Origin of the sequence: Nonomuraea mesophila (genome assembly GCF_004352805.1) — a bacterium.
Classification (GTDB): domain Bacteria; phylum Actinomycetota; class Actinomycetes; order Streptosporangiales; family Streptosporangiaceae; genus Nonomuraea; species Nonomuraea longispora.
Window position 1 is genome coordinate 97482 of the sequence record NZ_SMLD01000006.1, and the last position, 26306, is coordinate 123787.

At 70.6% G+C, this 26306-nt stretch carries 24 protein-coding genes and 1 pseudogene; 17 read left to right on the plus strand and 8 right to left on the minus strand.

Features of this window, described 5'->3' with window-relative positions; translation table 11 throughout:
* The first annotated feature begins 1 nt into the window (after nucleotide 1).
* Nucleotides 2-1114 carry a 5-methyltetrahydropteroyltriglutamate--homocysteine S-methyltransferase gene (locus tag E1295_RS04050; protein WP_132628292.1) on the plus strand — a complete coding sequence of 371 codons (1113 nt, stop codon included), beginning with the start codon at nucleotides 2-4 and terminating at the stop codon, nucleotides 1112-1114.
* 3 nt (nucleotides 1115-1117) lie between these two features.
* On the opposite strand, the gene E1295_RS04055 is transcribed toward E1295_RS04050, so the two are convergent.
* On the minus strand, nucleotides 1118-2374 hold the full coding sequence (locus tag E1295_RS04055; protein ID WP_132628293.1) for a Gfo/Idh/MocA family protein: 1257 nt from the start codon (nucleotides 2372-2374) through the stop codon (nucleotides 1118-1120).
* Nucleotides 2375-2447: 73 nt separating this feature from the next.
* Here E1295_RS04055 and E1295_RS04060 point away from each other — a divergent pair, with 73 nt between their 5' ends.
* The 4 genes from E1295_RS04060 to E1295_RS04075 all read left to right on the plus strand — a co-directional run bounded on the left by E1295_RS04060 (nucleotide 2448) and on the right by E1295_RS04075 (nucleotide 6669).
* Nucleotides 2448-3575: an ROK family transcriptional regulator gene (locus E1295_RS04060; protein WP_132628294.1), complete on the plus strand. Its 1128-nt coding sequence runs from the start codon at nucleotides 2448-2450 to the stop codon at nucleotides 3573-3575.
* A 68-nt stretch (nucleotides 3576-3643) separates the two neighbouring features.
* Complete coding sequence (locus E1295_RS04065; RefSeq protein ID WP_220448523.1) at nucleotides 3644-4909, plus strand: ABC transporter substrate-binding protein; 1266 nt, start codon at nucleotides 3644-3646, stop codon at nucleotides 4907-4909.
* Nucleotide 4910: 1 nt separating this feature from the next.
* Nucleotides 4911-5861 carry a carbohydrate ABC transporter permease gene (locus tag E1295_RS04070; protein ID WP_166427064.1) on the plus strand — a complete coding sequence of 317 codons (951 nt, stop codon included), beginning with the start codon at nucleotides 4911-4913 and terminating at the stop codon, nucleotides 5859-5861.
* On the plus strand, nucleotides 5854-6669 hold the full coding sequence (locus tag E1295_RS04075) for a carbohydrate ABC transporter permease (protein ID WP_132628295.1): 816 nt from the start codon (nucleotides 5854-5856) through the stop codon (nucleotides 6667-6669). Before E1295_RS04070 ends, E1295_RS04075 begins: the two co-directional genes overlap by 8 nt.
* Before the next feature lie 185 nt (nucleotides 6670-6854).
* Here E1295_RS04075 and E1295_RS04080 read toward each other — a convergent pair whose 3' ends face one another.
* Nucleotides 6855-7274 carry a hypothetical protein gene (locus E1295_RS04080; RefSeq protein ID WP_132628296.1) on the minus strand — a complete coding sequence of 140 codons (420 nt, stop codon included), beginning with the start codon at nucleotides 7272-7274 and terminating at the stop codon, nucleotides 6855-6857.
* Nucleotides 7275-7320: 46 nt separating this feature from the next.
* On the opposite strand from E1295_RS04080, the gene E1295_RS04085 reads away from it, so the two are divergent.
* The 3 genes from E1295_RS04085 to E1295_RS04095 all read left to right on the plus strand — a co-directional run bounded on the left by E1295_RS04085 (nucleotide 7321) and on the right by E1295_RS04095 (nucleotide 9940).
* Nucleotides 7321-7566 (plus strand): hypothetical protein, encoded by a 246-nt coding sequence (locus tag E1295_RS04085; protein ID WP_132628297.1) that lies wholly within the window; start codon nucleotides 7321-7323, stop codon nucleotides 7564-7566.
* Nucleotides 7567-7829: 263 nt separating this feature from the next.
* Entirely contained in the window at nucleotides 7830-9581 is a 1752-nt protein-coding gene (locus E1295_RS04090) for a hypothetical protein (RefSeq protein WP_132628298.1), read from the plus strand.
* A 17-nt stretch (nucleotides 9582-9598) separates the two neighbouring features.
* Nucleotides 9599-9940 (plus strand): hypothetical protein, encoded by a 342-nt coding sequence (locus E1295_RS04095; RefSeq protein ID WP_132628299.1) that lies wholly within the window; start codon nucleotides 9599-9601, stop codon nucleotides 9938-9940.
* Nucleotides 9941-9969: 29 nt separating this feature from the next.
* On the opposite strand, the gene E1295_RS04100 is transcribed toward E1295_RS04095, so the two are convergent.
* The 3 genes from E1295_RS04100 to E1295_RS04110 form a co-directional block, all read right to left on the minus strand.
* Nucleotides 9970-10608, minus strand: a complete 639-nt coding sequence (locus E1295_RS04100; protein ID WP_132628300.1) for a GOLPH3/VPS74 family protein — start codon at nucleotides 10606-10608, stop codon at nucleotides 9970-9972.
* A 17-nt stretch (nucleotides 10609-10625) separates the two neighbouring features.
* Complete coding sequence (locus E1295_RS04105; protein WP_246079825.1) at nucleotides 10626-12011, minus strand: APC family permease; 1386 nt, start codon at nucleotides 12009-12011, stop codon at nucleotides 10626-10628.
* Nucleotides 12012-12130: 119 nt separating this feature from the next.
* The gene (locus tag E1295_RS04110) at nucleotides 12131-13612 is read right to left on the minus strand and encodes a multicopper oxidase family protein (RefSeq protein WP_246079826.1); all 1482 of its coding nucleotides are present in this window, start codon (nucleotides 13610-13612) and stop codon (nucleotides 12131-12133) included.
* A 262-nt stretch (nucleotides 13613-13874) separates the two neighbouring features.
* Here E1295_RS04110 and E1295_RS04115 point away from each other — a divergent pair, with 262 nt between their 5' ends.
* From E1295_RS04115 to E1295_RS04135, 5 genes are read left to right on the plus strand one after another with little or no spacing between them, the layout of a single operon-like run.
* Nucleotides 13875-14876, plus strand: a complete 1002-nt coding sequence (locus E1295_RS04115; protein ID WP_132628302.1) for a LacI family DNA-binding transcriptional regulator — start codon at nucleotides 13875-13877, stop codon at nucleotides 14874-14876.
* 13 nt (nucleotides 14877-14889) lie between these two features.
* A complete protein-coding gene (locus tag E1295_RS04120) occupies nucleotides 14890-16164 on the plus strand; it encodes a sugar ABC transporter substrate-binding protein (protein WP_181957949.1) in 1275 nt (424 codons plus the stop codon).
* A 40-nt stretch (nucleotides 16165-16204) separates the two neighbouring features.
* Nucleotides 16205-17080, plus strand: coding sequence for a carbohydrate ABC transporter permease (locus E1295_RS04125; RefSeq protein ID WP_132628303.1), 876 nt, complete (start codon nucleotides 16205-16207; stop codon nucleotides 17078-17080).
* A complete protein-coding gene (locus E1295_RS04130; RefSeq protein WP_132628304.1) occupies nucleotides 17080-17886 on the plus strand; it encodes a carbohydrate ABC transporter permease in 807 nt (268 codons plus the stop codon). Before E1295_RS04125 ends, E1295_RS04130 begins: the two co-directional genes overlap by 1 nt.
* A 23-nt stretch (nucleotides 17887-17909) precedes the next feature.
* A complete protein-coding gene (locus tag E1295_RS04135; protein WP_132628305.1) occupies nucleotides 17910-19271 on the plus strand; it encodes a sulfatase family protein in 1362 nt (453 codons plus the stop codon).
* A 147-nt stretch (nucleotides 19272-19418) separates the two neighbouring features.
* Here the strand turns inward: E1295_RS04135 and E1295_RS04140 are convergent, their stop codons facing one another.
* A complete protein-coding gene (locus E1295_RS04140) occupies nucleotides 19419-21017 on the minus strand; it encodes a M28 family metallopeptidase (protein ID WP_132628306.1) in 1599 nt (532 codons plus the stop codon).
* Nucleotides 21018-21147: 130 nt separating this feature from the next.
* Between E1295_RS04140 and E1295_RS04145 the strand changes: the two genes are divergently transcribed.
* Nucleotides 21148-21984: an aldo/keto reductase gene (locus E1295_RS04145; RefSeq protein ID WP_132628307.1), complete on the plus strand. Its 837-nt coding sequence runs from the start codon at nucleotides 21148-21150 to the stop codon at nucleotides 21982-21984.
* Between the two features lie 95 nt (nucleotides 21985-22079).
* Here the strand turns inward: E1295_RS04145 and E1295_RS04150 are convergent, their stop codons facing one another.
* Nucleotides 22080-23795, minus strand: a complete 1716-nt coding sequence (locus tag E1295_RS04150) for a glycosyl hydrolase family 18 protein (protein WP_246079827.1) — start codon at nucleotides 23793-23795, stop codon at nucleotides 22080-22082.
* Between the two features lie 364 nt (nucleotides 23796-24159).
* Between E1295_RS04150 and E1295_RS04155 the strand changes: the two genes are divergently transcribed.
* The gene (locus E1295_RS04155; RefSeq protein WP_132628308.1) at nucleotides 24160-24414 is read left to right on the plus strand and encodes a luciferase domain-containing protein; all 255 of its coding nucleotides are present in this window, start codon (nucleotides 24160-24162) and stop codon (nucleotides 24412-24414) included.
* A gap of 72 nt (nucleotides 24415-24486) precedes the next feature.
* Here the strand turns inward: E1295_RS04155 and E1295_RS04160 are convergent, their stop codons facing one another.
* The gene (locus E1295_RS04160) at nucleotides 24487-25128 is read right to left on the minus strand and encodes a GntR family transcriptional regulator (RefSeq protein ID WP_246079828.1); all 642 of its coding nucleotides are present in this window, start codon (nucleotides 25126-25128) and stop codon (nucleotides 24487-24489) included.
* Between the two features lie 219 nt (nucleotides 25129-25347).
* Here E1295_RS04160 and E1295_RS04165 point away from each other — a divergent pair, with 219 nt between their 5' ends.
* Nucleotides 25348-25851 carry a hypothetical protein gene (locus tag E1295_RS04165; protein WP_132628310.1) on the plus strand — a complete coding sequence of 168 codons (504 nt, stop codon included), beginning with the start codon at nucleotides 25348-25350 and terminating at the stop codon, nucleotides 25849-25851.
* A pseudogene (locus E1295_RS04170) lies at nucleotides 25851-26306 on the plus strand (hypothetical protein); the annotation flags it as partial. The gene E1295_RS04165 and the pseudogene E1295_RS04170, both read left to right, overlap by 1 nt.

Genomic DNA, 26306 nt, shown 5'->3' on the forward strand with positions numbered 1-26306 from the left:
AGTGCGCACCACCCCACCTTTCCGCGCCGACCACGTCGGCAGCCTCCTGCGCCCGGCCGCGCTGCTCCGCGCCCGCGAGACCCTCACCGGCGACGCGCTGCGCGAGGCCGAGGACAAGGCCATCAGGGAGGTGGTACGCCGCCAGGAGGAGACCGGCCTGCAGAGCGCCACGGACGGTGAATTCCGGCGGTCCTCCTGGCACATGGACTTCATCTACCAGCTCGGCGGCATCGGCCAGGCCACCGACGAGCACATCACGGTGCGCTTCCACAACGAGCAGGGCGACATCGAGTTCACCCCGGCGGCGCTGCGCGTCCACGACCGGATCAAGCTGAACGAGCCGGTCTTCGCCGACGACTTCGCCTTCCTGCGCGACACGCTGGTCGCCCGGGGCGCGGGCGTCGTGCCCAAGCTGACCATCCCGTCGCCGAGCATGGTCCACTACCGGGGCGGGCCCGCGGCCATCGACCGCGAGGTCTATCCGGACGTGGAGGAGTTCTGGAGCGACCTCAGCGCGGCCTACGCCGAGCAGGTGCGCAGGATCGGCGCGATGGGCTGCACCTACCTGCAGTTCGACGACACGAGCCTGGCCTACCTCAACGACCCGGCCCAGCGGGCCGAGCTGGCCGCGCGCGGCGACGACGCCGACCACATGCACCTGCGCTACATCCGGCAGATCAACGCCGCGCTCGCCGCCAAGCCCGAGGGCATGACGGTCACGACGCACATGTGCCGCGGCAACTTCCGTTCCTCCTGGGCAGCGGAGGGCGGCTACGACTTCGTCGCCGAGGCGCTGTTCGGCGAGCTGAAGGTGGACGGCTTCTTCCTGGAGTTCGACGACGAGCGGTCGGGCGGGTTCGAGCCGCTGCGGTTCGTGCCGCCGGGCAAGATGGTGGTGCTCGGGCTCGTCACCACCAAGTCCGGCGAGCTGGAGTCGAAGGACACGCTCAAGCGGCGCATCGACGAGGCCGCGAAGTTCGTCGACCTCCACCAGCTCTGCCTGTCGCCGCAGTGCGGGTTCTCCTCCACCGTCGAGGGCAACCAGCTCACGGCCGACGAGCAGTTCGCCAAGCTCGCCCTGATCGTCGAGACCGCCCAGGAGGTCTGGGGCTGAGCCTCAGGGGTCCTGGAGCGTCACGACCGTGCCCGTGAGCCGGGCCTGCTCGGCGGCCCACACCACGCGGTGCGTCATGAGGCTCTCGGCCGCGTCCGACTGGAGCAGGGTGGCGTCGCCCGAGGCCACGGCGGCGAGGAAGGCATCGGTGAGGCCTTCGTCGCCGCCCCCGTGCCCGTCGCCCGCCGACGGCCCCGCAGCGCCGTCGGCGGCGACGAGCTCCTCGGCGCCCGTACGGAAGTCGACCACCCGCAGCACGCCGCCGTCGCCGTCGATGTATCCGTGGGTGCCGAACAACCGGGTGCGCCGGTGTTCCATGGGGGTGAACGCGCTCATCGTGAACGAGCACGTCGCCCCGTCGCCGAACTCCATCACGACCTCCTGGTGGTCCACGACGTCGTTGTCGCAGGCGTACACGCAGCGTCCGTACGGGCCGGTGCGCAGCGCCTCCAGCACGTCCTGCTCGGTGCGGCCGGGGGTGACGGCCGACAGCGGCCAGAACTCGCTGGACGGATCGCCGAGACAGCCCAGGTAGAGCCGGGGCGCCGAGTACGGGCACGACGGCTCCAGCGGGCAGTCGAGGCACCGGTCGGCCGCCTCGGCGGGCCGGTCGCCGGCGTGGAAGTGCGACAGGGAGCCGAACGACGAGACCCTCTCGGGCGGCCGTCCGAACAGGTGCACCAGCCAGTCGACGTCGTGGCAGGCCTTGGCCAGCAGCATCGGCGCCGAGGTGTCCTGCCGCCGCCAGTGGCCGCGCACGAACGAGTGCGCCTGGTGCCACCAGCCCACCGGCTCCAGGTGCTGGACGCTGATGAGCCGCCCGATCCTGCCCTCGTCGACCAGCTCCTTCATCAGGCGTGTGTAGGGCGTGTAGCGCAGCACGTGGCAGACCGCGAGCAGAATGCCGTTGCGCCGGGCCGCCTCGGCGATCATGGCCGCCTCGGGCTCGCTCGTGGCCATCGGCTTCTCCAGGAGAATGTGGTAACCGAGCTCCGCCAGCGTCACCGCGGGCGCGGTGTGCAACTGGTCGTGGGTGGCGATGACGGCGGCGTCGGCGATCCGCCCGCCGGCCGCGAGCTCCTTCCAGCCGGCGTGCGCCCGCTCCGGCGCTATGCCGAACTCCTCGACGAAGAGGGCGCGGCGGCCCGGGTCGGGGTCCGCCACCGCCACCACCCGCCCGGCGCCCGTGGCGTGCGCGCGGCGCGCGTAGGTCAGCCCTCGCAGGCCGCCGCCGACGACGGCTAGAGTCACCTCAGTCATGGAACCTTCCCCGAAGAAATATCATGGAGAGCATCATTATTCGGTCTGGGAAAGCTGACAGCAAGGGGGGCCGATGGCCGGCGAACTGAGCGGCGGTGACCTGTCGCGGCTCAGGCAGCTCAACGCGCTCGCCGTGATCAGGGCGCTGCAGGGCGGGCCGTCGCTCACGCTCACCGAGGTGGCCAAGCGCACCGGCCTGTCACGCGCCTCCACCGAGGACGTCGTGCGCGAGCTGCTGCAGAAGGGCTGGGTCGCCGAGGCGGGCGCCACCGCGGGCGGCGTGGGCCGCCCGGCCAGGCGCTACCGCTTCCGGGCCGAGGCGGGGCGGGTGCTCGGCGTCGACATCGGCGGCCACAAGATCCGCGCGGTCGTCGCCGACCTGGACGGCGCCGTGCTCGACAGCGCCCGCGTGCCCGTCATGCCCGAGATGGGCCGGGTCGAGCGGCTGGAAGCGGTCGACAGGGCCGTGGCCGGGTGCCTGGAGGGGGCGGGCCTGACCGGCGGCGACGTGTGGGCGTCGGGCGTCGGCACGACCGGGCTGGTCGACGGCGCCGGCCGGGTGATGCTCTCGGAGGCGCTGCCCGAGTGGACCGGCGTCGACCTGGCCGCGCACGTACGCCGGCTCGCGCCCGGCCCCGTGCTGGTGGAGAACGACAGCAAGCTCGCCGCGCTCGCCGAGTGCTGGCGAGGGGTGGCCCGCTACGCCAAGGACATGGTGTTCCTGCTGGCGGGGCTCCGCACCGGCGCGGGGCTGGTCATCGACGGGAAGCTGCACAGGGGGTTCGCCAACGCCTCGGGCGAGATCGGCGCGCTGCCGGTGCTCGGCTGGATCCGCGCCCAGGAGCACCTGAGCGCGGCCAGCGGCGAGGCGGGCGACGTGTTCGCCGCCGCGCGGGCCGGCGACAAGGCCGCCGCCGCGGCCGTCCGCCGCTACGTCAAGGACCTCGCGCTCGGCGCCTCCGCGCTGGTGCTGGCGCTCGACCCGCAGATGGTCGTGGTCGGCGGGGGTTTCTCGCGCTCGGCCGACGTGCTCATCGAGCCGCTCAGGCGCGAGCTCGACCGCTGGTGCATCCGCACGCCCGAGGTGCGCATGTCGGCGCTCGGCGACGAGGGCGTGGTGCTCGGCGCCGTACGCCTGGCGCTCGACGACGTCGAGGACCGGGTGCTCGACGGCCGCACCCCGCTCGTGAGCCATCTGTAACACACCGACTCTTGAAAGAAATTTCACTGGACTCCATCATTACTCCCACGTTCTAGGAGAGGACCGGGATGATGTGGAAGTCGGCACGAGGCGGTGCCGCGCTCCTCTGCGCGGCGCTGCTCGCCTCCGCGTGCGGAGGCGGTGAGCAGGCCAGCACGGACGCGCAGGCGGGCACACGGGCGGGCAAGGTGACGTTGTCCTACGGCGTCTGGGACGCGACCCAGCAGGCCGTCATGCAGGAACTCGCCGCGGAGTTCACCAGGACCCACCCGAACATCGCCGTCGACGTCCAGCTCACCCCGTGGGCCGACTACTGGACGAAGCTCAAGGCCGCGGTCAGCGGCGGCGCGGCGCCCGACGTCTTCTGGATGAACGGCCCCAACTTCCAGCTCTACGCCTCCAACGGCGTCATCAAGCCGATCGAGGAGCAGGTCGACACCTCGGTCTACCCCAAGCAGCTCGTCGACCTCTACACCTACGAGGGCAAGCTGTACGGCCTGCCGAAAGACATGGACACGGTCGGCGTCTGGTACAACAAGACGCTCTTCGACGCCGCGAAGGTGAAACATCCGGCCGACGACTGGACCTGGGCCGACTTCAAGGAGGCCGCCGCCAAGCTCACCGACCCCGCCAAGGGCGTCCACGCCGTCGGCGCGCAGCTCACCAGCTTCCAGGAATACCAGTACAACACCATCTACCAGGCCGGCGGCCACGTCATCTCCCCGGACGGCGGGAAGTCCGGCTACGACGACCCCCGGACGATCGAGGGACTGAGGTTCTGGACCGACCTCATCGCCGCCGGGCAGTCGCCCGACCTCAAGACTATGACCGACACCGCCCCGCTCCAGCTCTTCGAGGCCGGCAAGCTCGCGATGTACTGGGGCGGGTCGTGGGACGTCGCCGAGTTCACCGCCAACGACTACACCAAGGACAAGGTCGACGTCGCCCCGCTGCCGAAGGGCGAGAAGCAGGCCACGATCATCCACGGCGTCGCCAACGTCATGTCCGCCCAGACCGAGCACCCCGACGAGGCGTGGGAGTTCGTCAAGTTCCTCGGCTCCAAGCCGGCCGCCGACCTGCTCGGCAAGAAGGGCCCGATCCCGGCCTACAACGGCACCCAGAGCGACTGGGTGGCCGCCCATCCCGAGCTGAAGCTCCAGGTCTTCCTCGACGCCGTCGCGTACGCGGTGCCGTACCCGGTCTCCAAGAACACCGCCGCCTGGCAGGAGGCGGAGCTCACCCACCTCACCAAGGCGTGGACCGGCGAGGTGCCGATCGAGCGGGCGGCCGCGGACCTGGCGGCCGCGATGAACGACCTGCTGGCCAAGGAGTGACGTGACCACCACCGCCCGATCGCGGCCCGCACGGGCGGCCCACGCGGCGAGGGGGCGCCGCCGGCCGCGGAGCGAGGCCCTGTGGGGGTACGCCTTCATCGCCCCCACCGGGCTCGGACTGGCGATCTTCTACCTGTGGCCCGTCCTGCAGACCGCGTACTTCTCCTTCACCGAATGGGGCGCGTTCGGCGGGCACACCTGGACGGGACCGGACAACTACCTCCGGCTGCTCGGCGACCCCGAGGTGGGCCGGGCGGTGCTCAACACGCTGACCTACACCGTGCTCGGCCTGCTCGGCATCCCGCTCGCGGTCGTGTTCGCGGCCCTGCTCAACCGGCCGGGACTGCGCGGCGTGAGCGTCTACCGTACGGCGTTCTTCCTGCCCGTGGTCACCATGCCCGTCGCGGTGGCGATGCTCTGGCGCTGGCTCTACAACGGCGACTACGGCCTGGTCAACCAGCTGCTCGCCACCGTCGGCGTCGACGGCCCCAACTGGATCGCCGACCCCGCCACCGCGCTGTACGCGCTGGTCGTGGTCGGCATCTGGAGCAGCATCGGCTACAACCTGATCATCTTCCTGGCCGGCATGCAGGCGATCCCGAAGGAACTGTACGAGGCCGCCGCCATGGACGGCGCCTCCCGCGTCACGCAGTTCTTCAGGATCACCCTGCCGATGTTGTCGCCGACCGCGTTCTTCATCTCCATCGTCTCGGTGATCGGCTCGCTGCAGCTGTTCGACCTGGTCTTCGTCATGACCGGCTCGGGCCAGTCCGCCCGCGCCAACCCGGCGTACGCGCGGCTGCAGACCGTCGTCCAGCTCTTCTACGAGCGGGCCTTCGTCACCAACGACCGCGGCTACGCCGCCGCCATCGTGATCGCGCTGCTGCTGCTCATCGCGGTGCTGACGATGCTGCAGTTCCGGCTCCAGCGGAAGTGGGTGCACTATGTCTGAGCGCCGCCCGCTGGGCGTGCACGCCATCCTCGCCGCCTCGTCGCTGCTGATGGTGGCGCCGTTCGCCTGGCAGATCATCACCTCGCTCAAGACGCTCAGCAGCGCCACCGCGGTGCCGCCGACGTTCCTGCCCGAAGGCCGGTGGGACAACTACGCGAAGGTCTTCGACCTGCTGCCGTTCGGCGACCAGTTCCTCAACACCGCGATCATGGCGGCCGGGCGGGTGGCCGGCCAGGTGCTGTTCTGCTCCATGGCCGCCTACGCCTTCGCCCGGCTGCGCTTCCCCGGCAGGAACCTGCTGTTCGGCGTGTTCCTGTCGGTGCTCATGGTCCCGCCGCAGCTGTTCGTGATCCCGCAGTACCAGATCATGTCATCGCTCGGCTGGCTCAACAGCCTCCAGGCGATCATCGTGCCGGGGCTGTTCAGCGCGTTCGGGGTGTTCCTGTTGCGGCAGTTCTTCCTCGGGCTGCCGCGCGAACTGGAGGAGGCGGCCAGGCTCGACGGCGCCGGCCCCGTCCGGATCTACTGGTCGGTCATGTTGCCGCTGGCCAGGCCCGGGCTGGTGGCGCTGGCCATCCTCACCCTGCTCTGGGCGTGGAACGACCTGTTCTGGCCGCTGGTCGTCAACACCGACCCCGACAAGATGACGTTGTCCGCCGGACTGGCCGCGCTCCAGGGGCAGTACCAGACCGACTACCCCGTCCTCATGGCCGGCTCGCTGATCGCCTCGCTTCCCGTGATCGCGGTCTTCGTGTTCCTGCAACGGCAGTTCATCCAGGGCATCGCGCACACGGGCACCAAGGGCTGAGGCAGGGGCGCGAGTGTCGCCGTCGGGGCTCCACTCCGACACCCAGGTCTTCCCGGGCGTCGGCAGCGGGCCGTCCACGGGGCTTCCGGGTGGGGCTCGGTACGTGTCGCTGTCCGTCGTGAACGTGGGCGGCGGGAGGGGCTCGTCAACAGATTTCTCGATTTATCGGGAAATTGTGGTGGGTGTCAGATTTGATCCGGTTTCCAGGGTGTCAGATCGTACTTTATTGCTATTGAGCGCCACATCTTGGAAAAGCGGACTTTTGCCGCCTGGGCCGTACCGGATTCGTCGATGCCGCGGCGGAAGTCGCGGTCGCCGGCGGTCGATCCCCGGCAATTCCCGCCGGCCTGCCGCCGCGCCCATGCGAGGAACGCGGCGTCGGCTTCGTACGAGGCGCGCAGCGCGTCGACGAGGGCGTCCTTGAGCTCCGCGCCGCCCGCGAGCGCCGACATGCCGAGCGCGCGTGCGTCGGTGAGCTGCCGGCGGCGGCGGTCGGTGATGTCCCGGATGGTGTCGAGCCCGCGCCGCTCGCACCGGCGCGCGTGCTCGATGGCGTCGGAGAGACTGGAACGGGCGGAGCTGCTGCTGGACAGCAGGTCGTTCACGGCCTCCGCCTGCTGTTCTGCCCGCTGTTCCGCTGATGCGTCCGTCGTGGCAGGGGTCGGCGTGGGCTCGTACGGCGAGGTGGGGGAGGGCTCGCCCGCGAGGTGCTGCGGCGCGGACGGCCTGGACTCGGCCGCGCCCGCCGTCTCAGGCTTCGCGGGGGCGGGGGCGCGGCCGGCGACGGCCCACCACGTCACGGCGGCCACCAGCCCGGCGGCGGTCAGGCCGGTGAGCACGGGCATGCGCCGCCAGAGCGGCGCGCGCCGCCGCGGGCGCAACGACCCTGAGCGGTAGGAGGCCGGCGCGGTCGTGCCGGGGGAGAAGAGCGGAGCCCGGCAGCGCGGGCACTGGAGCGCGCCGCCGACGTCGGACCCGCATCGTCCGCACAGACGGCTGGAGCCGGGGTCGTGGGTCAACGCATCCTCCCGCATATTTCATTTACTGTGGCGAAATGCCGCATTTGCCCTACGCTTTTTACGTGCGCTTTGCTGACCCCGAGACTATTTGAATAAGCTTCCCCAAGGTCGGTTCCGAAACGTAAAAGGAAGGCGGAACTCATGACCGTCGACAGCTCGTCAGCGAGGTCACGGCGCGGCGCGGATCCGTCATCGGGCCCGCCGCCCGTCAGCAACGCCACGCGCTACCTCTGCGCCGCCGCCTACCTCGACCACGGGTTCCGCAACCGGGTGCTCGACGAGCTGCTGTTCGACCCCTACCGCGCGGTCCCGCCCTCCTACGGCGGGTTCGACCTCATGCCGGTGCTCCACCACTGCCGGCGCGCCCGCGCGATCCTCACCGTGCGCGACGCGCTCATCACCCTGCTCTTCGCCGCCGGCCTGCTGTTCACCCCGCTCACCACGATCCTGTGGATGGTGCTCCTCGTCCCGTTCGTCCTGCTCACCGTCGACAGCGTCCGGCGCGCACCGCTGCGCGTGCGCGCGACGATCCTGCTCGTGGGGGTCCTGTTCGTCCTGTGGCCCTTCGTGTACGCGCTGGTGCCGACGCTGGGCGAGCTGAGCGGCTCGGGCCCGTCCTACGACAGCGGCTACGCTTCGGAGTCCTCGCCCGGTGGCGGCAGCACCCTGGCCGAGATCCTGTTCGTCCCGGTCGCCACGCTGACCATCGTCGTGGTCTACCGCGTGGCGATCTACCTCACGCTCGCCGGCACCCTGAGGCCCGGCACCCCCGAGCCCGTCACCGGGGTCACCCACCCCAAGACGGCCCGGCGCCTCGACTACATCCGCAGGGCCCAGTGGGGCAACGTGACGATGTACGCCAACGAGGACGCCTTCATGGGCGCCGGTGCCATCGAGCGCAGCTGGTCGATCGCCGTCGAGCTCGACCGCGTCCGCCACGACCAAGTGAGCAGGCGGCGGATCGACCCCGTCGACATCGACCCGGTGAAGCTGCACACGTTCGTGCGCGAGCGCCTGAAGGACATGCGCGACCGTGTCCTGAGGCCCAACGAGGGCATCCAGCGCCTCGACATCGGCGACCACGTGGTGACCAGGGGCATCTTCACGGTCAGCGACTGGCACGGTGATCGGGCCAGGACGGCGCATCCGATGATCGGCCAGCACGGCCTGCCCAAGTGCGAGGCCACGCAGGAGGAGATCGAGGCCATCATCCGCCACCCCCAGGGCGGCGTGCGCTACTACCAGCGGCTCACCATCAACAACGACGGCCAGGAGATCCGCGACGCCGGCGGCAACCTCGTCGCCCCCGCCGAGGACCAGGAGGCGCTGACCTCCGCCTTCATCTACCTCGCGGTCGAGGGCCGGATGCTCTACACGCAGTTCGTGGTCACCGTGCTGCCGCCCGCCCTCGGCGCCTACCACGTGGTCGACCACCTGCCCACGATGACCGGCGTGGGGATCGCGTGGGAGGCGGTCAAGGTGTTCAAGCTGCGGCTGCTGCGTGACGTGCTGGCCGCCCCCGCGCGGGTCGCCGGCACGGCGGTGCAGGCGGTGCGCCAGAGCCTGATGGCCCCCGACCCGCGCAAACACATCGTCTATCCGTACGGCGCCCGCTTCAGCGTTCGCGAGCTCGGCGCCGACGCGGACCTGCAGACCCACATCCAGGTGCTCGACGTCACGAAATACACCCGGATGATCGAGCAGCGGCTCACCGAGGCGGTCCTCGACTTCCTGGAGGACCACGAGGTCGACACGGGGGCCTACCGGTTGCAGGCGGCCAGCGTGACCATGAACACCGTGTCCGTGGGCGCGGGCGGCACGGTCAGCGGCCCCATCGCCTTCGGCCGGCACGCATCGGCCACCGTGCACACCAGCGCCCGGCCGGGCGCGTGACGAGCGAGGAGAGACCCATGGGCGACGAATACGGCATACACGTCAGCGGCGGCCAGGTCAGCGGCCCGATCGCGATGGGCTCCCATGCCCGCGCGGTCGTCGTCAACGGCGGCGAACCGGCGGGCGGCCAGGCCCAGGAACTGCTGGAGCGGCTCGACCGCCTGCTGGCGGCGCACGAGGCCGACCTCGCGGAGCCCGCGCGGGCGCGCAGGGACGCGGGCGACGTCCGGCAGGAGCTGGCGGAGGCCGAGCCCGACCGGTCGCGCATCCTCGACGCGCTCAGCCGGCTCTCCACCCGCGCGGCCCAGGTCACCCCCATCGTCGAGGTCATCACCCAGCTCCGCGCCCTCTTCCCCTGACACGGGAGCGTGGTGCGGCGGGTCGTGGGTCAGCGGTAGACGGCGACGGCGGCCTCGCCGACGAGGGCGTCCACCACCGTGACCACTTCGCCCACCACGGGAGAGCTGTCGCGGGCGATCTCGCGCAGGCGGCCGACGAGCCGGGCGCTCGGCTGGTCCAGGTAGAGCTCCGCCTCCAGCCGCAGCACGGCCACCAGCCCGCACAGCGCGGCGCAGCGCGCGTCCGGCTGTTTCCAGCCCTCGACCGCCGAGCGTGCCCCCGCGGAGGCCCGGACGACGGAGGCGATGTCGGCGGGCTCGTACCGCGTGTACGGCAGCACGCCGAGGCGGCGCCCGCTGACCTGGACGAGCACGCCCGAGCCGAGCAGCGCCTCCCGGGTGCGGTCGTGGATGCCGTCCGCCGTCTTCTTCAGCAGATACCTGAGCTCCCTGCCGGCGCGGTGGCGCGGAAGGAGGGAGACCAGGTCGTCGGCGATCGCGTCGCCGGTGGGCGCGCTCCGGGTGGCGGCGGCCTGGCCCTGGGCTACGGTGACGCGGCCGCCGAGTGCGAGGTCGAGCAGCACGGCGCCGGCCAGCCCGAGCGCCATCGACGACAGGTGGATCAGCGGCCTGCCGGTCTGGTCGTGGGCGATGAGGTACAGGTCCTGGTGGAGGGGCAGGGCGTTCATGGAACGCGGTTCCTCCTTCACCTTCGCCCGGCCTCGGAGGGCATGCCGTCCAGGGCCGGCCGGCGGCCCATGGCGTAGAGGACGGCCAGCGCCACGGCGCCGGCGCCCAGCCAGACGAGGCCCACCATCTGGGCGAGGACGTTGGCGTTGATCACGACGAAGACCAGGATGCCCATGCCGATCAGCGGCGCGACGAGGTGCGACCAGAGTCTGTCGGAGCCGTGGCGCAGCGCGTAGTGCACGATCACGGAGACGTGCAGGACGATGAAGGCGGCCATGGCGCCCATGTTGATGAGGCTGGTGAGGAGGTCGACGCCGTCGGGGCGGCCCGACATCCACAGCCCGATGCCCACGGACAGCAGGGAGACGAGCATGATGGCGTTGGCCGGCACCGAGTGCCTGACGGACACCTTGGCGAGGAACGACGGCAGTTGCCGGTCGCGCGCCATCGCGTAGAGCAGGCGCGACACGGCGACCTGGGCGACCATGGTGTTGGCCACGCCCCAGGAGAGCGCGGTGGCGGTCAGCGTGACGTTCCTGAGCCATTCGCCGCCCGCCACGGCGGCGGCGTCGTAGAACGCGGTGCCGCTGTCCTGGGTCAGCAGCCCGTTCGGGTCGGGCACGAGCAGGGAGGCGACCCAGACCTGGGTGATGAAGAGCACGCCGGCCAGCACCAGCGCCACCCGCATCGCCCTGCCCACCTGGGCCGATCCGCCGGTGGACTCCTCGACGAGCATGCTGATGCCGTCGAAGCCGATGAACGACAGGACCGCCACGGACACCGCGGCGAACATCACCGGCCAGGAGAAGGTCTCCAGGTTGAACAGCGGGGAGAGGCTGAATCCGTGGCCCTTGCCCTGGAGCAGAGCCCAGACGCCCACCAGGAGGAACAGCCCGAGGACGAGCAGCTCGAAGCCGATCATCATGCGGGTGAGGCGGACCGTCATGCGGATGCCGCGCAGGTTGATCCCCGTGTTCACGGCCACGAAGACGATCAGCCAGGCCCAGACGGGTACGTCCGGCACGATGTCGTGCATGGCCATGGAGGCCACCAGGTAGAGCAGGCAGGGAACGAGGATGTAGTCGAGCAGGACCATCCAGCCGGTCATGAACCCGACCGGAGGGGCGATGCCGCGCCCCGCGTAGTTGTAGACGGAGCCCGACAGGGGGAACGCCTTGACCATCTGCGCGTACGAGGCGGCGGTGAAGAGCAGTGCGATCATCCCGACGAGGTACGCCAGCACCGGCATGCCGCCGGAGCGGGAGTAGACCAGGCCGAAGATCGCGAAGGGCGCGATCGGCACCATGAAGGCCAGGCCGTAGGACACGAGGTCGGTCAGCCCGACCCCGCGGCGTAACTCCTGCCGGTATCCGAACTGCTCGATGTTCTCTGAAGCGCGCACGACAAGCCTCTCCGTGTCGTCATGCAGGGTGGGGTTCCAGTCCGGCGATCCTCGCGTAGCCCGGTGCCGGGTCGCAAGAGAGATCACGGTGATGTGGCACATGGCAGTGGCGGCGCGCGTCAGTGCCGGCCGCGGCGGCCCTTCTCACCAGCGGAGTGCCCGCCGTGGATCATGTCGGGCCGCAGCGGCGGTGCCTGGCCGTAGCCGATGGCGCCCATCATGCCCTGCTCCTGGTGGTACAGGTTGTGGCAGTGGAACATCCACTCGCCGGGGTTGTCGGCGTGCACGTCGATGTGGAGGCGCTCACGCGGCTTGATGTTCACGGTGTCCTTGCGGGGCCCGGACCGTTTGCGGGCGCGCAGCTGGAAGGTGTGGCCGTGCAGGTGCATGGGATGCCACATGGGTGACTGGTTGTCCAGGACGATCCGCAGCGTCTCGCCCGGTTCGACGCGCAGGCGCAGCGGGTCGCTCGCGAGCCGGTCGTTGAGCGTCCATTCGTTGCCCGACTCCCGCATGCCGAGCGTGACGGCGACGGCCCTGGTCGGGAGGGGGAGGTGGTCGGCGGGCCGGGCGTCCAGGTCCTGATATTTCAGCATCCGTCGTTTGAGCTCCGGCACCTTGACCCGCGACGGCGGCGCGTCGGCCTTGCGCGAGGTCCGCACCACCGCGTACGCCCGCCCGCCCTTGCCCTCGGCCTGCGCCACCAGCGGGAACGCGCCCGGTTTGAGCGTGACGACGAAGTCGCAACGCTCGCCCATGCCGATGACGAACGTGTCCACGGTGACGGGCGAGCACGGGAACCCGTCGGTGTGGGTGATGGTCATGCGGTGCCCGCCGAGCGCGACCCGGAAGGCGGTGTCGGCGCCCGCGTTGATGACCCGGAACCTGACGCGCCGCCTGGGCGAGGCGGTGAACGTCCTGGGCGCGGCCGGCGGGCGGCCGTTGATCAGGTAGAGCGGATGGCGCAGCTCGGCGGCCACGCCGCCCAGCGCCTCGCTGCGCAGGGTGTCGTCGTGCTCGGTGGAGGAGTTCAGCCGGCGCAGGGCGTCGTCGGGGGTGCCGTTGACGCCGTCGAGCCAGTCGTCGAGCACGACCGTGAACTCCTCGTCGTAGCGGAGCGGCTCGCGCGGGTCGGCCACGATCAGCGGACCGTACAGCCCGCGGTCGAGCTGGGTGCCGACGTGCGAGTGGTAGAAGTGCGTTCCCGGGTGGGGCACCCTGAAGACGTAGTCGAACGTGCCGCCGGGGCGGGTGGAGGTCTGGGAGAAGCCGGGCGCGCCGTCCATGGGGAAGTCGATCGCGATGCCGTGCCAGTGCACGGTGGTCGGATCGGGCAGGTCGTTGACCAGCTTGACGGCGACCGTCTCGCCGGCCGTGGCCTTGATGAGCGGGCCGGGGAGCACGCCGTTGTAGGTCCAGGTGGAGACGGTGCGCTTGCCCAGCTTGACCTTGGCGGGCCTGGCCCGCAGCACCGTCCCCCGCGGCCGTGCCGTCGCCCCGGCCGCGGGCGCCGCCTCCAGGCCGGCGCCGAGCCCCAGCGCCGCGAACGTGCCGGTGACGAACATCCGGCGCGACACCCTCCCTGTGACCAGATCGTCCACAGATCCTCCCCCCGTTCATCAGGAAAGATAACGGAGAGTGATGAAAAATGCCTTTCGCCACGCTGATGGCCGGGAGCAGGGGCCTGGAACACCGGGCGGGCTCACCTATTGATCGGGCGGGTCGGTGCGAAATATGGTGTTAATCGATTCACACGCCTGAGTGTCAGGGCGTGAAGTTCCCTAGACGTCCAGCGGTGTTCGCGATGTTTCCCCAGAACGATTCCCTGTATCCCTGTCGGGAATGCTACGTTATTCGACTAACATGAGACCTACCGCACGACAGGTGGCCGAGCTGGCGAACGTGTCCGTGGCGACCGTCTCCTACGTGCTCAGCGGCCGCGACCGTCCCGTGGCCGCCGAGACGAGGCAGCGGGTGCTCGACGCCGCCAGGCAGCTCGGCTACACCCCCAACCAGGCCGCGAGAAGCCTGCGCAAGCGCCGCACACAGCGGGTCTGCCTGGTGCTGAGCTCGCTCGGCGGCGTCCCCAGCGACGAGCGGCTGGCCACCGACCTGCACGAGATGGCCGACGCCCGCGGCTACTCCGTGGTCACGCTCACCGTCTACTCGGAGGCGCGGGCGAGCGCGGCCGTCGACGTGCTGCGCGGCGGCATCGCCGATGGCGCGCTGGTCAACGTCGTCGGCGACCACTTCACCCACGACCTGCTCACCGGGCTCGCCGCCACCGGCCTGCCGATGGTGGTGCTGAGCAACGAGAGCGGCCTCGAAGGGTGCGACGTCGTCCGTACGCCCGAGACCGAGGCGTGCGCGCAGGCGGTCGAGCACCTGCTGGCGGAGGGCAGGCGCCGCATCGCGTTCATGGCGCACCGCTTCGAGCTCTACCGCGACAGACCCTCGGGGCGGCTGCTCGGCTACACCACCGCACTCGAGCGGTACGGCGTCGACCAGCGGATCGTCACCTCCGGCGCGGACGACCGCGTCTCGGCCTACCAGACCGCCGCCGAACTGCTGAGCTCTCCCGACCGCCCCGACGCGATCTTCGCGGCCTCCGACCGGGCCGCGATCAGCGTGATCTGGGCCGCCAGGGACGCCGGGCTGCGCGTGCCGGACGACGTGGCCGTCGTCGGCGTCGGCAACATCGACGAGGGTCTCATCAGCAATCCGCAGCTCAGCACCGTCGGCCCGCTCCGCCACGACTACACCGACGTCGCACGCCTGCTCTTCGACCGCCTCCAGGCCGAGGAGCCGCCGCCCGCCCGCGAGATCGTCCGGTCCTGGACCTTCCTGCGGCGGGGCTCCTCCTAGAAGGGAATCCGAGATGTCTTCCCACGCCCCCCGACTGACCCGCCGTGACGTGCTCCGCCTGGCCGGCGCGGCCGCCGCGGTGCCGGTGTTGTCGTCCTGCGCGGGAGCGCCGCCCGCGCAGACCGCCGCACCCGGCACCTTCACCGTCTACTGGAACGCCGGACACGACTACCAGGCCTACCGCAAGGTGATCGCCGAGTTCGAACAGGCCAACAAGGTCAAGGTCAACCTGCAGAAATACCAGTGGCCCGACCTGCGCACGAGGCTGCTGGCCGACTTCGCCTCCGGCACCGTGCCCGACGTGGTCGAGGAGCCCGGCGGCTGGGTGCAGGAGTTCGCCATCTCCGGCAACGCCCGTTCGCTGCAGGACTACGTCGACCGCGACGGCGAGGCGATGGGCTTCCCCTCCGACTGGCAGCCGGTCACCGTCGAGCGCAACTCCTACCAGGGCAAGGTGTACGGCGTACAGCTCCACCTGACCTGCAACACGCTGCTCTACAACAAGGGCATGCTCAGCGAGGCCGGGCTGGAGCCGCCGACCACCTGGGAGGAGTTCCTCGCCGCGGCGAAGAAGCTGACCAGGGACGGCGTGCACGGCGTCGCGCTCAACCAGGACCACACCTACATCTGGCCGTGGATGATGCAGGCCGGCGTCACCCCCTTCGACCCGGAGACCGGCAAGGTCATGACACCGATCGAGGACGCGGTCGCCGCCCTGCAGTTCCAGGCCGACCTGATCCACAAGCACAAGGTGGCCCCGGTGCCGGTGTCGAGCACCGACTACTCGGGCCCGCAGAAGTTGTTCTCCGCCAAGCGCGCCGCGATGATCCTCACCGGCCCGTGGGACCTCGAACCGATCGGGAAGACCAGCGCCGACATCGACCTCGGCGTCGCCCCGCCGCTGAAGAACAAGTCCCAGGTCACCCAGGCCGCCGGCACGAGCATGCTGGTGCCCGCCAAGGCCACCAGGCCCGACCTGTCGTGGGACTTCATCAAGCGCATCACCGCCCTCGAGGTCGAGCAGGCGGCCACGAAGGAGACCGGCATGCTCATGCCGCGCGTCTCCTGGGCCGAGCTGCCCGAGGTGCAGCAGGACGAGGCCATCAAGACCTTCGCCGAGGCGCTGCCGATCGCCAAGGACTCCACCCAGGAGGTGCGCCTGACGGGCCAGCTCGGCAAGTGGGACGAACAGCTCAAGGTCGTCTACCAGCAGGTCATCATCCAGAACAAGCCGGCCGACGAAGCCCTGCGCGCGTTCGCCGAGGCGGCGGAGGGCTTCCTCACATGAGGACGAGCACGACGACCGGCGGCGGGAGCGGAGCGCGGCCATGCTGAGGCCACGCACGCTCTCGGGCCGGTACGCACGGACCGCTTACCTGTTCCTCATCCCCGCGATCCTGTTCTTCGCGGCCTTCTTCTACCTGCCGATCGGCAACGTGATGGCCACCAGCCTGCGCACGGGGCCGCAGGCCGACCAGTGGGCCGGGCTGGGCAACTACACGCAGGCCCTGGCCGACCCGGCGGTGCGGCACTCCTTCCTGGTCACGGCGGTCTTCTCCGTGATCGTGGTGCTCGGCTCGATCGTGCTCGGGCTGGCGCTGGCGCTGGTGCTCGACCAGCCGCTCAGGGGCCGGGTCGTGTTCCGGGTGCTGCTGCTGGTGCCGTACCTGACCTCGGTGGCGATCGTCGGGCTGCTGTGGCGCAACATCCTCGACCCCGAGCTCGGGGTGCTGAACCGGGTGCTGAGCGCGGCCGGGCTGCCCGAGCAGACGTGGCTCAACACCTCACCGCTGCTCACCATCGCAGCCGTCACGCTCTGGCAGAGCGTCGGCTACACGATGGTGTTGTTCCTGGCCGGGCTGCAGGGCATCCCGGAGACGTACCACGAGGCCGCCAAGATCGACGGGGCCGACCCGTGGCGCCGTTTCTGGCGGATCACGCTGCCGCTGCTCGCTCCCACGACGTTGTTCGTCTCGGTGATGGCGGTCATCTCGGGGCTGCAGGCGTTCGGGCAGGCGTACATCATCACCAACGGCGGCCCCGGCGACGCCACCGACCTGTCCGTCTTCCACATCTTCAACGTCGCCTTCCGCGCCAGGGACTTCGGCTACTCCTCGGCGCAGTCGGTGCTGCTGCTCATCGTCATCGTGGCGTTCACGCTGGTGCAGCTGCGGGCGGGGCGGCGCGGGGAGGTCACGTACTGATGCGCAAGCCGCTGCTCTACACCCTGCTCGCGCTGGCCTGCCTCATGACCGTGGTGCCGCTGCTCTACATGGTGTCGCTGTCGTTGCAGACCGAGGCGGAGACGCTGTCGGCCAACGCGGTCCTCGTGCCGGACTCGCCCCAGTGGGGCAACTACGCCGAGTTGTTCGTCCGCGCGCCGTTCGGCAACTTCATCGTCAACAGCCTCGTCGTGGCGGGCGCGATCACGCTCGCGCATCTGCTGTTCGACCCGCTCGTCGGGTACGTCTTCGCCAAGTTCCGCTTCCCGCTGCGCAACACGCTGTTCGTGGCGCTGCTGGCCACGCTCATGGTGCCGTTCTTCGTGCGGATGATCCCGTTGTACGTGCTGATGGCCACCATGGGGTGGCTCGACACGTACCAGGGGTTGATCACGCCGTTCCTCATGGACGCGTTCGGGATCTTCCTCATGCGGCAGTTCATCCAGCCGATCCCCGACGACCTGATCAGCGCGGCGCGCATCGACGGGGCATCCGAGCTGCGGATCTACCGGAGCGTCATCCTGCCGCAGACGCGGCCCGCGCTGGCCGTGCTCGGGTTGTTCACGTTCGTCTTCCAGTGGAACGAGTTCCTCTGGCCGCTGGTGGCCACCACGACGCCCGAGATGCGCACGATCCCGGTCGGCCTCACCCTGTTCACCCAGGAGTACTTCACGCTGTGGCACCTCACGGCCGCGGGCTCGGTGATCCTCTTCGTGCCCACCGCCCTCCTTTTCGCCTTCACGCAGCGATACTTCGTCCGCGGCATCGCGCTGACCGGCATCAAATAGTCAGTCCGTTAGGAGATCCACTGTTGCGCCCGAACGTCATCGTCGTCTTCACCGATCAGCAGCGGTGGGACACCGTCGGCCCTTTCACGCCGAACCTCGACAGAATGGCCAGGCACGGCACGCAGGCCACGGTCGCGCTCACCCCGCAGCCGGTGTGCGCGCCCGCCCGTTCGGCGTTGCAGACGGGGCGCTACCCGACCACGACGGGCGTCCACCGCAACGGCCGCGTGCTGCCGGCCGACGAGCGTACGCTCGCGCACCACTTCGGGGAGGCGGGCTACGCCACCGGCTACATCGGCAAGTGGCACCTGGCCGGCAGTGAGCCGGTGCCCGAGGAGGAACGCGGCGGCTACCGGTCGTGGCTGGCGGCCAACGCGCTGGAGCACACCTCCGACGCCTACCGCACGATCGTCTACGACGAGGCGAACGAGCCCGTCCTGCTGCCCGGCTACCGCTCCGACGCCCTCGTGGACGCGGCCGTGCGGTTCGTCGCCGACCACCACGACGAGCCGTTCTACCTGTTCCTGTCGTTCCTGGAGCCGCACCACCAGAACGAGGTGGACGACTACCCGGCCCCCGACGGCTACGAGGAGCGTTATCAGGGCCGCTGGATGCCGCAGGACCTGGCCGCGCTCGGCGGCACGGCCCACCGGCACATGGGCGGCTATCTCGGCCAGGTCAAGCGCCTGGACGAAGGGCTCGGCCGGCTGCTCGACGCGCTGCGCAGCATGGACCTGCTGGACGACACGATCGTGGCCTACACCTCCGACCACGGCAACCACTTCAAGACCCGCAACGGCGAGTACAAACGTTCCTGCCACGACGCGTCGCTGCGGGTGCCGCTCGCGGTGCGCGGCCCCGGCTTCGACGGGGGCGGCGCGATCGCGCGTCCCGTCAGCACCGTCGACCTGCCGCCCACGCTGCTGGAGGCCGCGGGGCTGCCGGTGCCCGCGTCCATGCAGGGCCGCTCGTTCCTGCCGCTGGTGCGCGACCCGCGCGCGCCGTGGCCAGAAGAGGTGTTCTTCCAGGTGAGCGAGTCGGAGGTGGGGCGCGGCATCCGTACGTCGCGGTGGAAGTACTACGCCGTCGCCGAGGACGCCGACCCGTGGGACGTCCCGGCCGCCGCCCGCTACCGCGAACAGGCCCTGTACGACCTGGACCACGACCCGCACGAGCTGGTCAACCTGGCGGGCCGCACGTCGCACGCGCGGGTCGCCGCGGAGCTGCGGGAGCGGCTGGTACGGCGGATCGTGGCGGCGGGGGAGGCGGAGCCGGTCATCGAGCCGGCGGCCGGGCTGGCCGGGCCCCACCAGGGCATGACCGACCCCGCCGTCCGCCTGCACGGCCCGAAACCCGTCCGCTTCGGCCACCAGCCCCGCCCCTGACCCAACCGCTCCTGACCGGCCCGCTCCTGACCGGCCCGCTCCTGACCTCACCCGCATCGACCTGCCCACCTCAGCCCGGGTGGCGGGCCGGTGCGGAGGGCGCCGCGGGACCGGCGCGCGCAGGGCGGACCGGTCCCGGGGCAGGGGTCAGCTGGGGGAGTCGGCGGGCCGGTGCCCGTCCGCGGCGGCGTTGCGGGCGGTGGTCTGCGGCGGCGCCGGTGGGGCGTCGCCGATGCCGCCGGTGTCGTACGCGTACGTGCCCGCCAGGGTGGCGATCGCGTCGGAGTTCACGTCGAGCGCCTTGTCGTTGATGTTCCTGATGTCGTCGCACGCGCTGTGGTAGCACGGGTCGAGCGGGACCCCGGCGGTGCCGCCGAAGACAGCGGCCTCCTCCTCGGTCTTCGGCACCTCGGCCCCGGTGAACAGGCCGCCCGCCGGGATGCCGGCCGCGATGAACGGCCCGTAGTCGGAGCGCCCGGTGAACGCCGTGGCCGTGAACGGCAGCCGCCGCCCGGCGAAGAAGCGCTCGAAGTCCTCCTCGATCTCCGCCGACCCGGGCGGGCCCGCGGTGCCGAACGCGTCACCGTCGCCGTCGTAGATGCCGAACGTGTAGTTCGGCGAGGCGATCATGTCGAAGTTCAGGTAGAGGGCGATCGCGGCCCGCTCCTGCTCCGGCAGCGAGGCGACGTAGTGCTCCGAGCCGAGCAGCCCGAACTCCTCGGCGCCCCAGAAGGCGAACCGCATCTGGTTCTTCGGCTTGGTCTTGGCCATCTGAAGCGCCACCTCCAGGACGCCCGCGCTGCCCGAGCCGTTGTCGTTGATGCCCGGGCCCTCCTGGACGCCGTCGAGGTGGGCGCCGAGCATGACGACGTTGCGGGGGTCGCCCTTCCTGCTCTGGGCGATCACGTTGTAGGTGGTCCTGGTCTCGACGACCGGGTCCCAGTTCATCGTGACCGTGGTACCCTCCGCCGCGGCCAGTTCCGCGCCGACCGCGAAGCTGGTGAAGAACGACGGGATCGTCACGCCTGGTCCGCCGAGCACCGGGTTCAGGTCGATCTCGGTACGGCCCTCCTGGCCCTCGTTGAACACGACGGCCCCCGCCGCTCCGGCGGCCATGGCGTTGTCCACCTTGACGCGGAAGTTGCAGGTGCCGCGCTGCATGAGCGCGATCCGGCCGGCGACGAAGCCCTCGAAGTCGCTCGCCTCGCACCCCGAGGTCGAGGTGTTCGGCTCGCCGGGCGGCAGGACCAGGTCCACGGGCTGCAACGTGCCGCTGACCTCGCCCGCGGGCGAGTCACCCATGGCCACGTAGTCGGAGAAGAACCCGTACGTGTACGTCTTCGGCTGCCGGCCGGTCCGCTGGAACAGGGGCGGCGTGACGTACCCGTCGAAGGTGAACTCGAACGGCTGGATCGTCACCTGGTAGCCGGCGCGGCGCAGCTTGCCGGCCACGTAGTCGCGGGAGGCGTCGAAGCCGCGGGTGCCGGACACGCGGGTGCCGCCGTTGGCGTCGGCGATGGACTGGAACGCCCGCAGGTGCTTCTTGACCTTCTTCCCGGAGACGGCCTTGACGAGCTTGCGTACGGAGTCCCCGTGGCCGTGCCCATGCCCGTGCCCATGCCCGTGCCCATGCCCGTGTCCGCTGCCGGGGTGGGCGGCGGCGGAGCCGGTGAAGGCGAGCGGGGACAGGGCCACGGCCGTGGCGGTGACCGCGCCGAGCACGCTCGTGCGTAAACCAGAACGCATGGTTGCTCCTCGGAGGTGAGGTGAAATGCGCGCGCGTAGCCCGAAACGTATGCATCAATCCGAGTCATAGGAAGATGGGCCTTGTATCCGTTGAATCACGGACTTGGAACGTCGCACCTGGGGAGGCCAGATGTCCTACTCGCCCGGCACCTTCACCGTCGGTGACAAGAGCGTCCGCCGTCTCGGCTTCGGCGCCATGAGCCTCACCGGGCCGGGCGTCTGGGGGCCGCCGCGCGATCACGACGAGGCCGTGCGGGTGTTGCGCAGGGCCGTCGAACTGGGCGTCGACCTCATCGACACCGCCGACTCCTACGGGCCGTACGTCAACGAGGAGCTCATCAGGGAGGCGCTGCACCCGTACCCGGAAGGGTTGCTGATCGCGACCAAGGCCGGGTTCGTACGCCCGCGGCCGGGCCAGTGGGAGCCGGTGGGGCGGCCCGCGTACCTGCGGCAGGAGGTCGAGATGAGCCTGCGCAGGCTCGGACTCGACCGGATCGACCTGCTGCAGCTGCACCGCGTGGACCCTGCCGTTCCGCTGGAGGACCAGGTGGGCGAGCTCAAGGCGCTGCGGGACGAGGGCAAGATCGGCAGCGTCGGCCTCTCTGAGGTGGGCGTCGAGGAGCTGGAACGGGCGCGGCGCGTCGTCGAGATCGTCACCGTGCAGAACCGCTACAACCTCACCCTCAGGGTCTCCGAAGGGGTGCTGGAGCACTGCGAGAAGGAGGGCATCGGGTTCATCCCGTACAGCCCCATCGCCAAGGGCAGGCTGGCGGAGCCCGGCGGCCCCGTCGACCACGTCGCACAGGCCGTCGGCGCCACGCCCGCGCAGGTCAGCCTGGCCTGGCTGCTGGCCCGCTCCCCGGTGACGATGCCGATCCCCGGCACGTCGACGGTCGCCCACCTGGAGGAGAACCTCGCCGCCTCCACCGTCTCACTGACGGCCGAGCAGGTGCGCGAGCTGGGCTGAACCGCACCGGCCGAGGGGCCGGTCGAGGGGCCGGTCGAGCGCCGGTCGGGAGGGCCGGCCCGATCAGCGGCGGGCCGGCCCTTCTGGCGGTCAGGTCAGCCGAGGCCGTTCCTCATGGCCGTGAGCAGCTCGGCGTTGGAGGTGTCGCCGCTGAGCTCCCAGAAGAACGCGCCGCCGAGGCCCTGGTTCTTCGAGTAGCTCATCTTGCCGCCGATCGTGGCCGGCGTGTCATAGCTCCACCACTGGTTGCCGCAGTAGGCGTACGCGGTGCCCGCGACCGTCCCCGTGGCCGGGCAGCGGGTCTTGAGTACCTTGTAGTCCTCGATGCCCGCTTCGTACGTGCCGGGTGCTGCCCCGCTCGCCGTGCCGCCCGGCGCGGCCTGCGAGACGCCGGTCCAGCCGCGGCCGTAGAAGCCGACGCCGAGCAGCAGCTTGCTCGCCGGGATGCCCTTGCTCTTCAGCTTCTGGATCGCGGCGTCGGAGTGGAAGCCGGGTGTCGGGATGCCGTTGTAGGAGGTGAGCGGCGAGTGCGGCGCGGTCGGGCCCTGCGGGGCGAAGGCGCCGAAGTAGTCGTAGGTCATGACGTTGTACCAGTCGACGTACTGCGCGGCGCCGGCGTAGTCGGCCGCGTCGATCTTGCCGCCGTTGGTGCCGTCGGCCGTGATGGCGGCGGTCACCAGGTTGCCGGAGCCGAACCGGGCGCGCAGCGCCTGCATGAGGTTCCGGTACGCGGCCGGGCCGCTGCTGTCGCAGGAAAGGCCGCAGGCGTTCGGGTACTCCCAGTCGATGTCGATGCCGTCGAACACGTCGGCCCAGCGCGGGTCCTCGACCAGCCGGTAGCAGGACTCGGCGAACGCGGCCGGGTTCCTGGCGGCCTGGGTGAAGCCGCCGGACCAGGTCCAGCCGCCGAACGAGAACAGGACCTTCAGGTGCGGGTACTTCTGCTTGAGCTTGCGCAACTGGTTGAAGTTGCCGCGCAGCGCGCCCGGGTCCCAGGTGTCGGCGACGCCGTCCACGCTCTCGTTCGCCTGGTAGAAGCGGTCGTAGTCGGCGTGGCTGTCGCCGATCGCGCACTGGCCGTTCTGCACGTTGCCGAAGGCGTAGTTGATGTGCGTCAGCTTGGCCGCCGAGCCGCTGGTGTCGATGTTCTTGACGTGGTAGTTGCGCTGGTAGACGCCCCACTGCACGAAGTAGCCGAGCACCTTGTTCCCGCCGTCGCCCGGACCGCCCGGGTCGCCGCCGTCGTCACCCTCGGCGGTGGTGGCGTTGACGGTGTTGCCGGCGGCTGAGCGGTTGCCCGCGGCGTCGCGTGCCCTGACGGTGTAGGAGTAGCGGGTCTCGGGGCTCAGCCCGGTGTCGGTGTGGGTGGTGCCGGTGACCGTGGTGACCAGGGTGCCGCCCCGGTAGACCTCGTAGCCGGTGACGGCGACGTTGTCGGTGGAGGCGTTCCAGGCGAGGGAGACGCTGCGGTCGGTGACACCGGTCGTCCGCAGGTTGCCCGGCACGCTCGGGGCGGTGGTGTCGTCCCCGCCGCCTCCGTCGCTGACGCGCTTCCACAACGCGGGGACGTTCGGCGGCTCCCAGCCGGGCTGGGAGGTGTGGCTCTGGAGGCACTCGTACGTGACGCCGTTGTGGGTGACGCGCGTGCCCACCGTGTAGGGCGTCCACGTGGCCCAGTCGGCCATGGCGGCGACGGCGGAGGAGGCGGAGGAGGAGGCGGCGGCCCACGACGGGGCGGCGACGAGGACGGTGAGCGGCAGCAGTAACGCCGCCAGCCCGGCGAGGGTCTTGCGCAGGATGGTGTGTCTCATGATGCTCCGACATCCGGTTGGGGGGTGTACGGGATGGGATGCCACAGAGGAAACTATTAGTAAAGTTTCCTTATAAAATGGACGGTAGCCGCAGGCCGGGGAGGCGTCAATACGCGATGCAGAGATGGAGAAATATCGCCAGAATCCGGCTCGCAGGGCTGCGTGCGCGCCGGATCCGGTCGTGAGCCGTGCGGTTATCTCACCGGACGGATAGATAACGGTTGCGGAACAGCCGCTGACGTGGAGGTGTACCGTGCCTCAGCATTGAGGCGTGGCAGGGATGACCGCCTGGCGGCGGACCGTTGCACGCCACGGGCCCTATGTGGCCCGTGCGGTTGCCGAATTCCGATCCTGGCCGGCGCTCGTGGTGATCGACACCCGGCGCGGCCCCACGTTCACCGTACGCGGAACCGAGATCCTCAAATTGGCCGGCGGCGACGAGGTGCAGGTGCGCCTGACCACGCCGGCGATCGACCGGCTGGCCCCCTACCTGCGCGAATGCGGCCAGGTGCAGGCATGCCCCGACCCGGCGTGGGTCGCCGTGCGGATGGACGCGGAGCCCGACCTCGACCTGTTGTTCGCCCTGACCAGCGTGGCGATCAAGGAACACGTGGCCTGACTTCCCGAGGACCGGCGATTGTCGACAGTTTCGTCGCCAACCACTGGACGGTCGGCGCGGCGTCGCGGCCGGTCAGCCGTCGGAGGCCTCAAGCGCCTTGGCGACGCTGCGCAGGTGCTGCTGCATCGCCGTCTGCGCGGCCTCGGGGTCGCCGGCGACGATGGCCGCCACGATCAGCTCGTGCTGCGGCAGCGACACCGCGGCCCGGCCCTGCTGCCGGGCGAGACGGAACTTGTGCCGCACCACCTGCGCCCCCAGCCGTTCGATGATCACTGCTGAGGTGCGGTGGCCGGCGATCTCGCGGATCTCGGCGTGCAGGGCGGCGTTCAGCTCGGAGTAGCGGTCGAGGTCGTTGCACTGCACGGCCGTACGCATGGAGGCGACGATCTCCCGCAGCCGCCCGGCCTGCTCGGGGGTGACCCGTTCGGCGGCCTTGGCGGCCGACAGGCCCTCCAGCACCATCCGCACCTCGGTGATCTCGACGGCCTCTTCCTTGGAGACCGCGCGGACGCGGGCGCCCTTGTTCCTGAGGATCTCGACCAGGCCCTCGGCGGCCAGCTCCTTGAAGGTCTCGCGCACCGCGGCCCGGGTGGCGCCGAACAGCTCGCACACGTCGGCCTCGACGAGCCGCTGGTTGGGCACGAAATCCCCGCGGAGCACCGCTGCTCTGACCCGTCCGGTCAGCGTCTCCTCCTGCGGGGACCCTGGGACCACACGATCCTCCCGATGCCGTACGAACCCATCCTGGTCAGCAATATTATCGACAACCCGCCCGTCCCGTGGGGCGTACGGCGGCATCGCAGCCGTTGATCGTTCCGGGCCTGTTCTGTCGGTCGCGTGAGGTAAGTTCCCGGACCATGATCAGCCGTTTGCGGCGGCGCGGGCACTCCCGCCCGCGCCCGCGCACCGGCTGGGGCGGGAGGTTCTGAGGTCGTGGACGCGGACGAGACCGCGTGGGAGCGGCGCAGCGTGGTGCCTGTGGTGTCGCCTGTCGCGCCGCGCAAACTGGCGAAGGTGCCCTTCGTCGAGCTGGCCGACGGGCGGCTGCAGGGGGTCGTGTCGAGCGGATCCGACATCGAGCGGGTCTACGTCTCCTCGATCACCGCCGGCACGCACGCGCTGAGCTGCAGCACCAACAACAACCGGCCGTGCGGCGCGCTGCACGGCTACGCCTGCAAGCACATCAGCATGCTGGCCGACGAGGCGGTCGTGCAGTACGGCCTCGACCGGGTGGCCCGCTACCTCCGGGTCGAGGTGCCGGCGGGTGACTCGCTGATGAGCTGCATCCACGGGCAGCCCGAGCGCACTCCGGCGGCCGTGGTGTTCAGCAGGTTCCTGCGCCATCTGGCCTATCTCGAGGTGCCCGACAGCATCGAGCCGCTGGCCGAGCTGCACTGGTTCCCCTCGACGACCCCGGAGAAGGGGGTGGCGCGCTGATGCTGGACGTACAGCTCGGTGAGGTGCTCGCGGGCGGGCCCGAGGGGGCCGATGAGACGCTCGACCTGGTGTCGGGGTTCGATGACGCGCTCACGCTCGGGCTGGCCCGGGTCGGCGAGGACGCGGCCGCGGCGCTGACCGCCCTGGCGGGCGCGCTGGCGGTCAGCCCGATCGGCGATCGGGTGAGCGAGGCGGCCGACAAGGTGGCTGCGGGGTCGATCGGAGACGAGCACCTGGCGGCGCTCGCCGGCGGACGCGCGGCGCTGTTCGGCGCGGTCCACGACGCCCTGCTCGGCCGCCTCGACACGGCGCTGGGCCGACCCCGCGCCCCCTGGGACCCGACGCCGGGCACACCGTCACCAGGCCGCCCTCCGGCCGGGCAGAGCACCGCGGCTGATCCGCACGACGGGCAGGCGGGGTCGGGGGATCCACGCGACGAGCAGGCGGGCTCGGGG

Bases quoted from the DNA above. Each gene is read 5' to 3' on its own strand.
- E1295_RS04150 (WP_246079827.1), bottom strand. From the start codon at position 23,795: ATGAGACACACCATCCTGCGCAAGACCCTCGCCGGGCTGGCGGCGTTA.
- E1295_RS04130 (WP_132628304.1), top strand. From the start codon at position 17,080: ATGCGCAAGCCGCTGCTCTACACCCTGCTCGCGCTGGCCTGCCTCATG.
- E1295_RS04065 (WP_220448523.1), top strand. From the start codon at position 3,644: ATGATGTGGAAGTCGGCACGAGGCGGTGCCGCGCTCCTCTGCGCGGCG.
- E1295_RS04145 (WP_132628307.1), top strand. From the start codon at position 21,148: ATGTCCTACTCGCCCGGCACCTTCACCGTCGGTGACAAGAGCGTCCGC.
- E1295_RS04095 (WP_132628299.1), top strand. From the start codon at position 9,599: ATGGGCGACGAATACGGCATACACGTCAGCGGCGGCCAGGTCAGCGGC.
- E1295_RS04090 (WP_132628298.1), top strand. From the start codon at position 7,830: ATGACCGTCGACAGCTCGTCAGCGAGGTCACGGCGCGGCGCGGATCCG.
- E1295_RS04075 (WP_132628295.1), top strand. From the start codon at position 5,854: ATGTCTGAGCGCCGCCCGCTGGGCGTGCACGCCATCCTCGCCGCCTCG.
- E1295_RS04100 (WP_132628300.1), bottom strand. From the start codon at position 10,608: ATGAACGCCCTGCCCCTCCACCAGGACCTGTACCTCATCGCCCACGAC.
- E1295_RS04055 (WP_132628293.1), bottom strand. From the start codon at position 2,374: ATGACTGAGGTGACTCTAGCCGTCGTCGGCGGCGGCCTGCGAGGGCTG.
- E1295_RS04125 (WP_132628303.1), top strand. From the start codon at position 16,205: ATGCTGAGGCCACGCACGCTCTCGGGCCGGTACGCACGGACCGCTTAC.
- E1295_RS04120 (WP_181957949.1), top strand. From the start codon at position 14,890: ATGTCTTCCCACGCCCCCCGACTGACCCGCCGTGACGTGCTCCGCCTG.
- E1295_RS04140 (WP_132628306.1), bottom strand. From the start codon at position 21,017: ATGCGTTCTGGTTTACGCACGAGCGTGCTCGGCGCGGTCACCGCCACG.
- E1295_RS04115 (WP_132628302.1), top strand. From the start codon at position 13,875: ATGAGACCTACCGCACGACAGGTGGCCGAGCTGGCGAACGTGTCCGTG.
- E1295_RS04060 (WP_132628294.1), top strand. From the start codon at position 2,448: ATGGCCGGCGAACTGAGCGGCGGTGACCTGTCGCGGCTCAGGCAGCTC.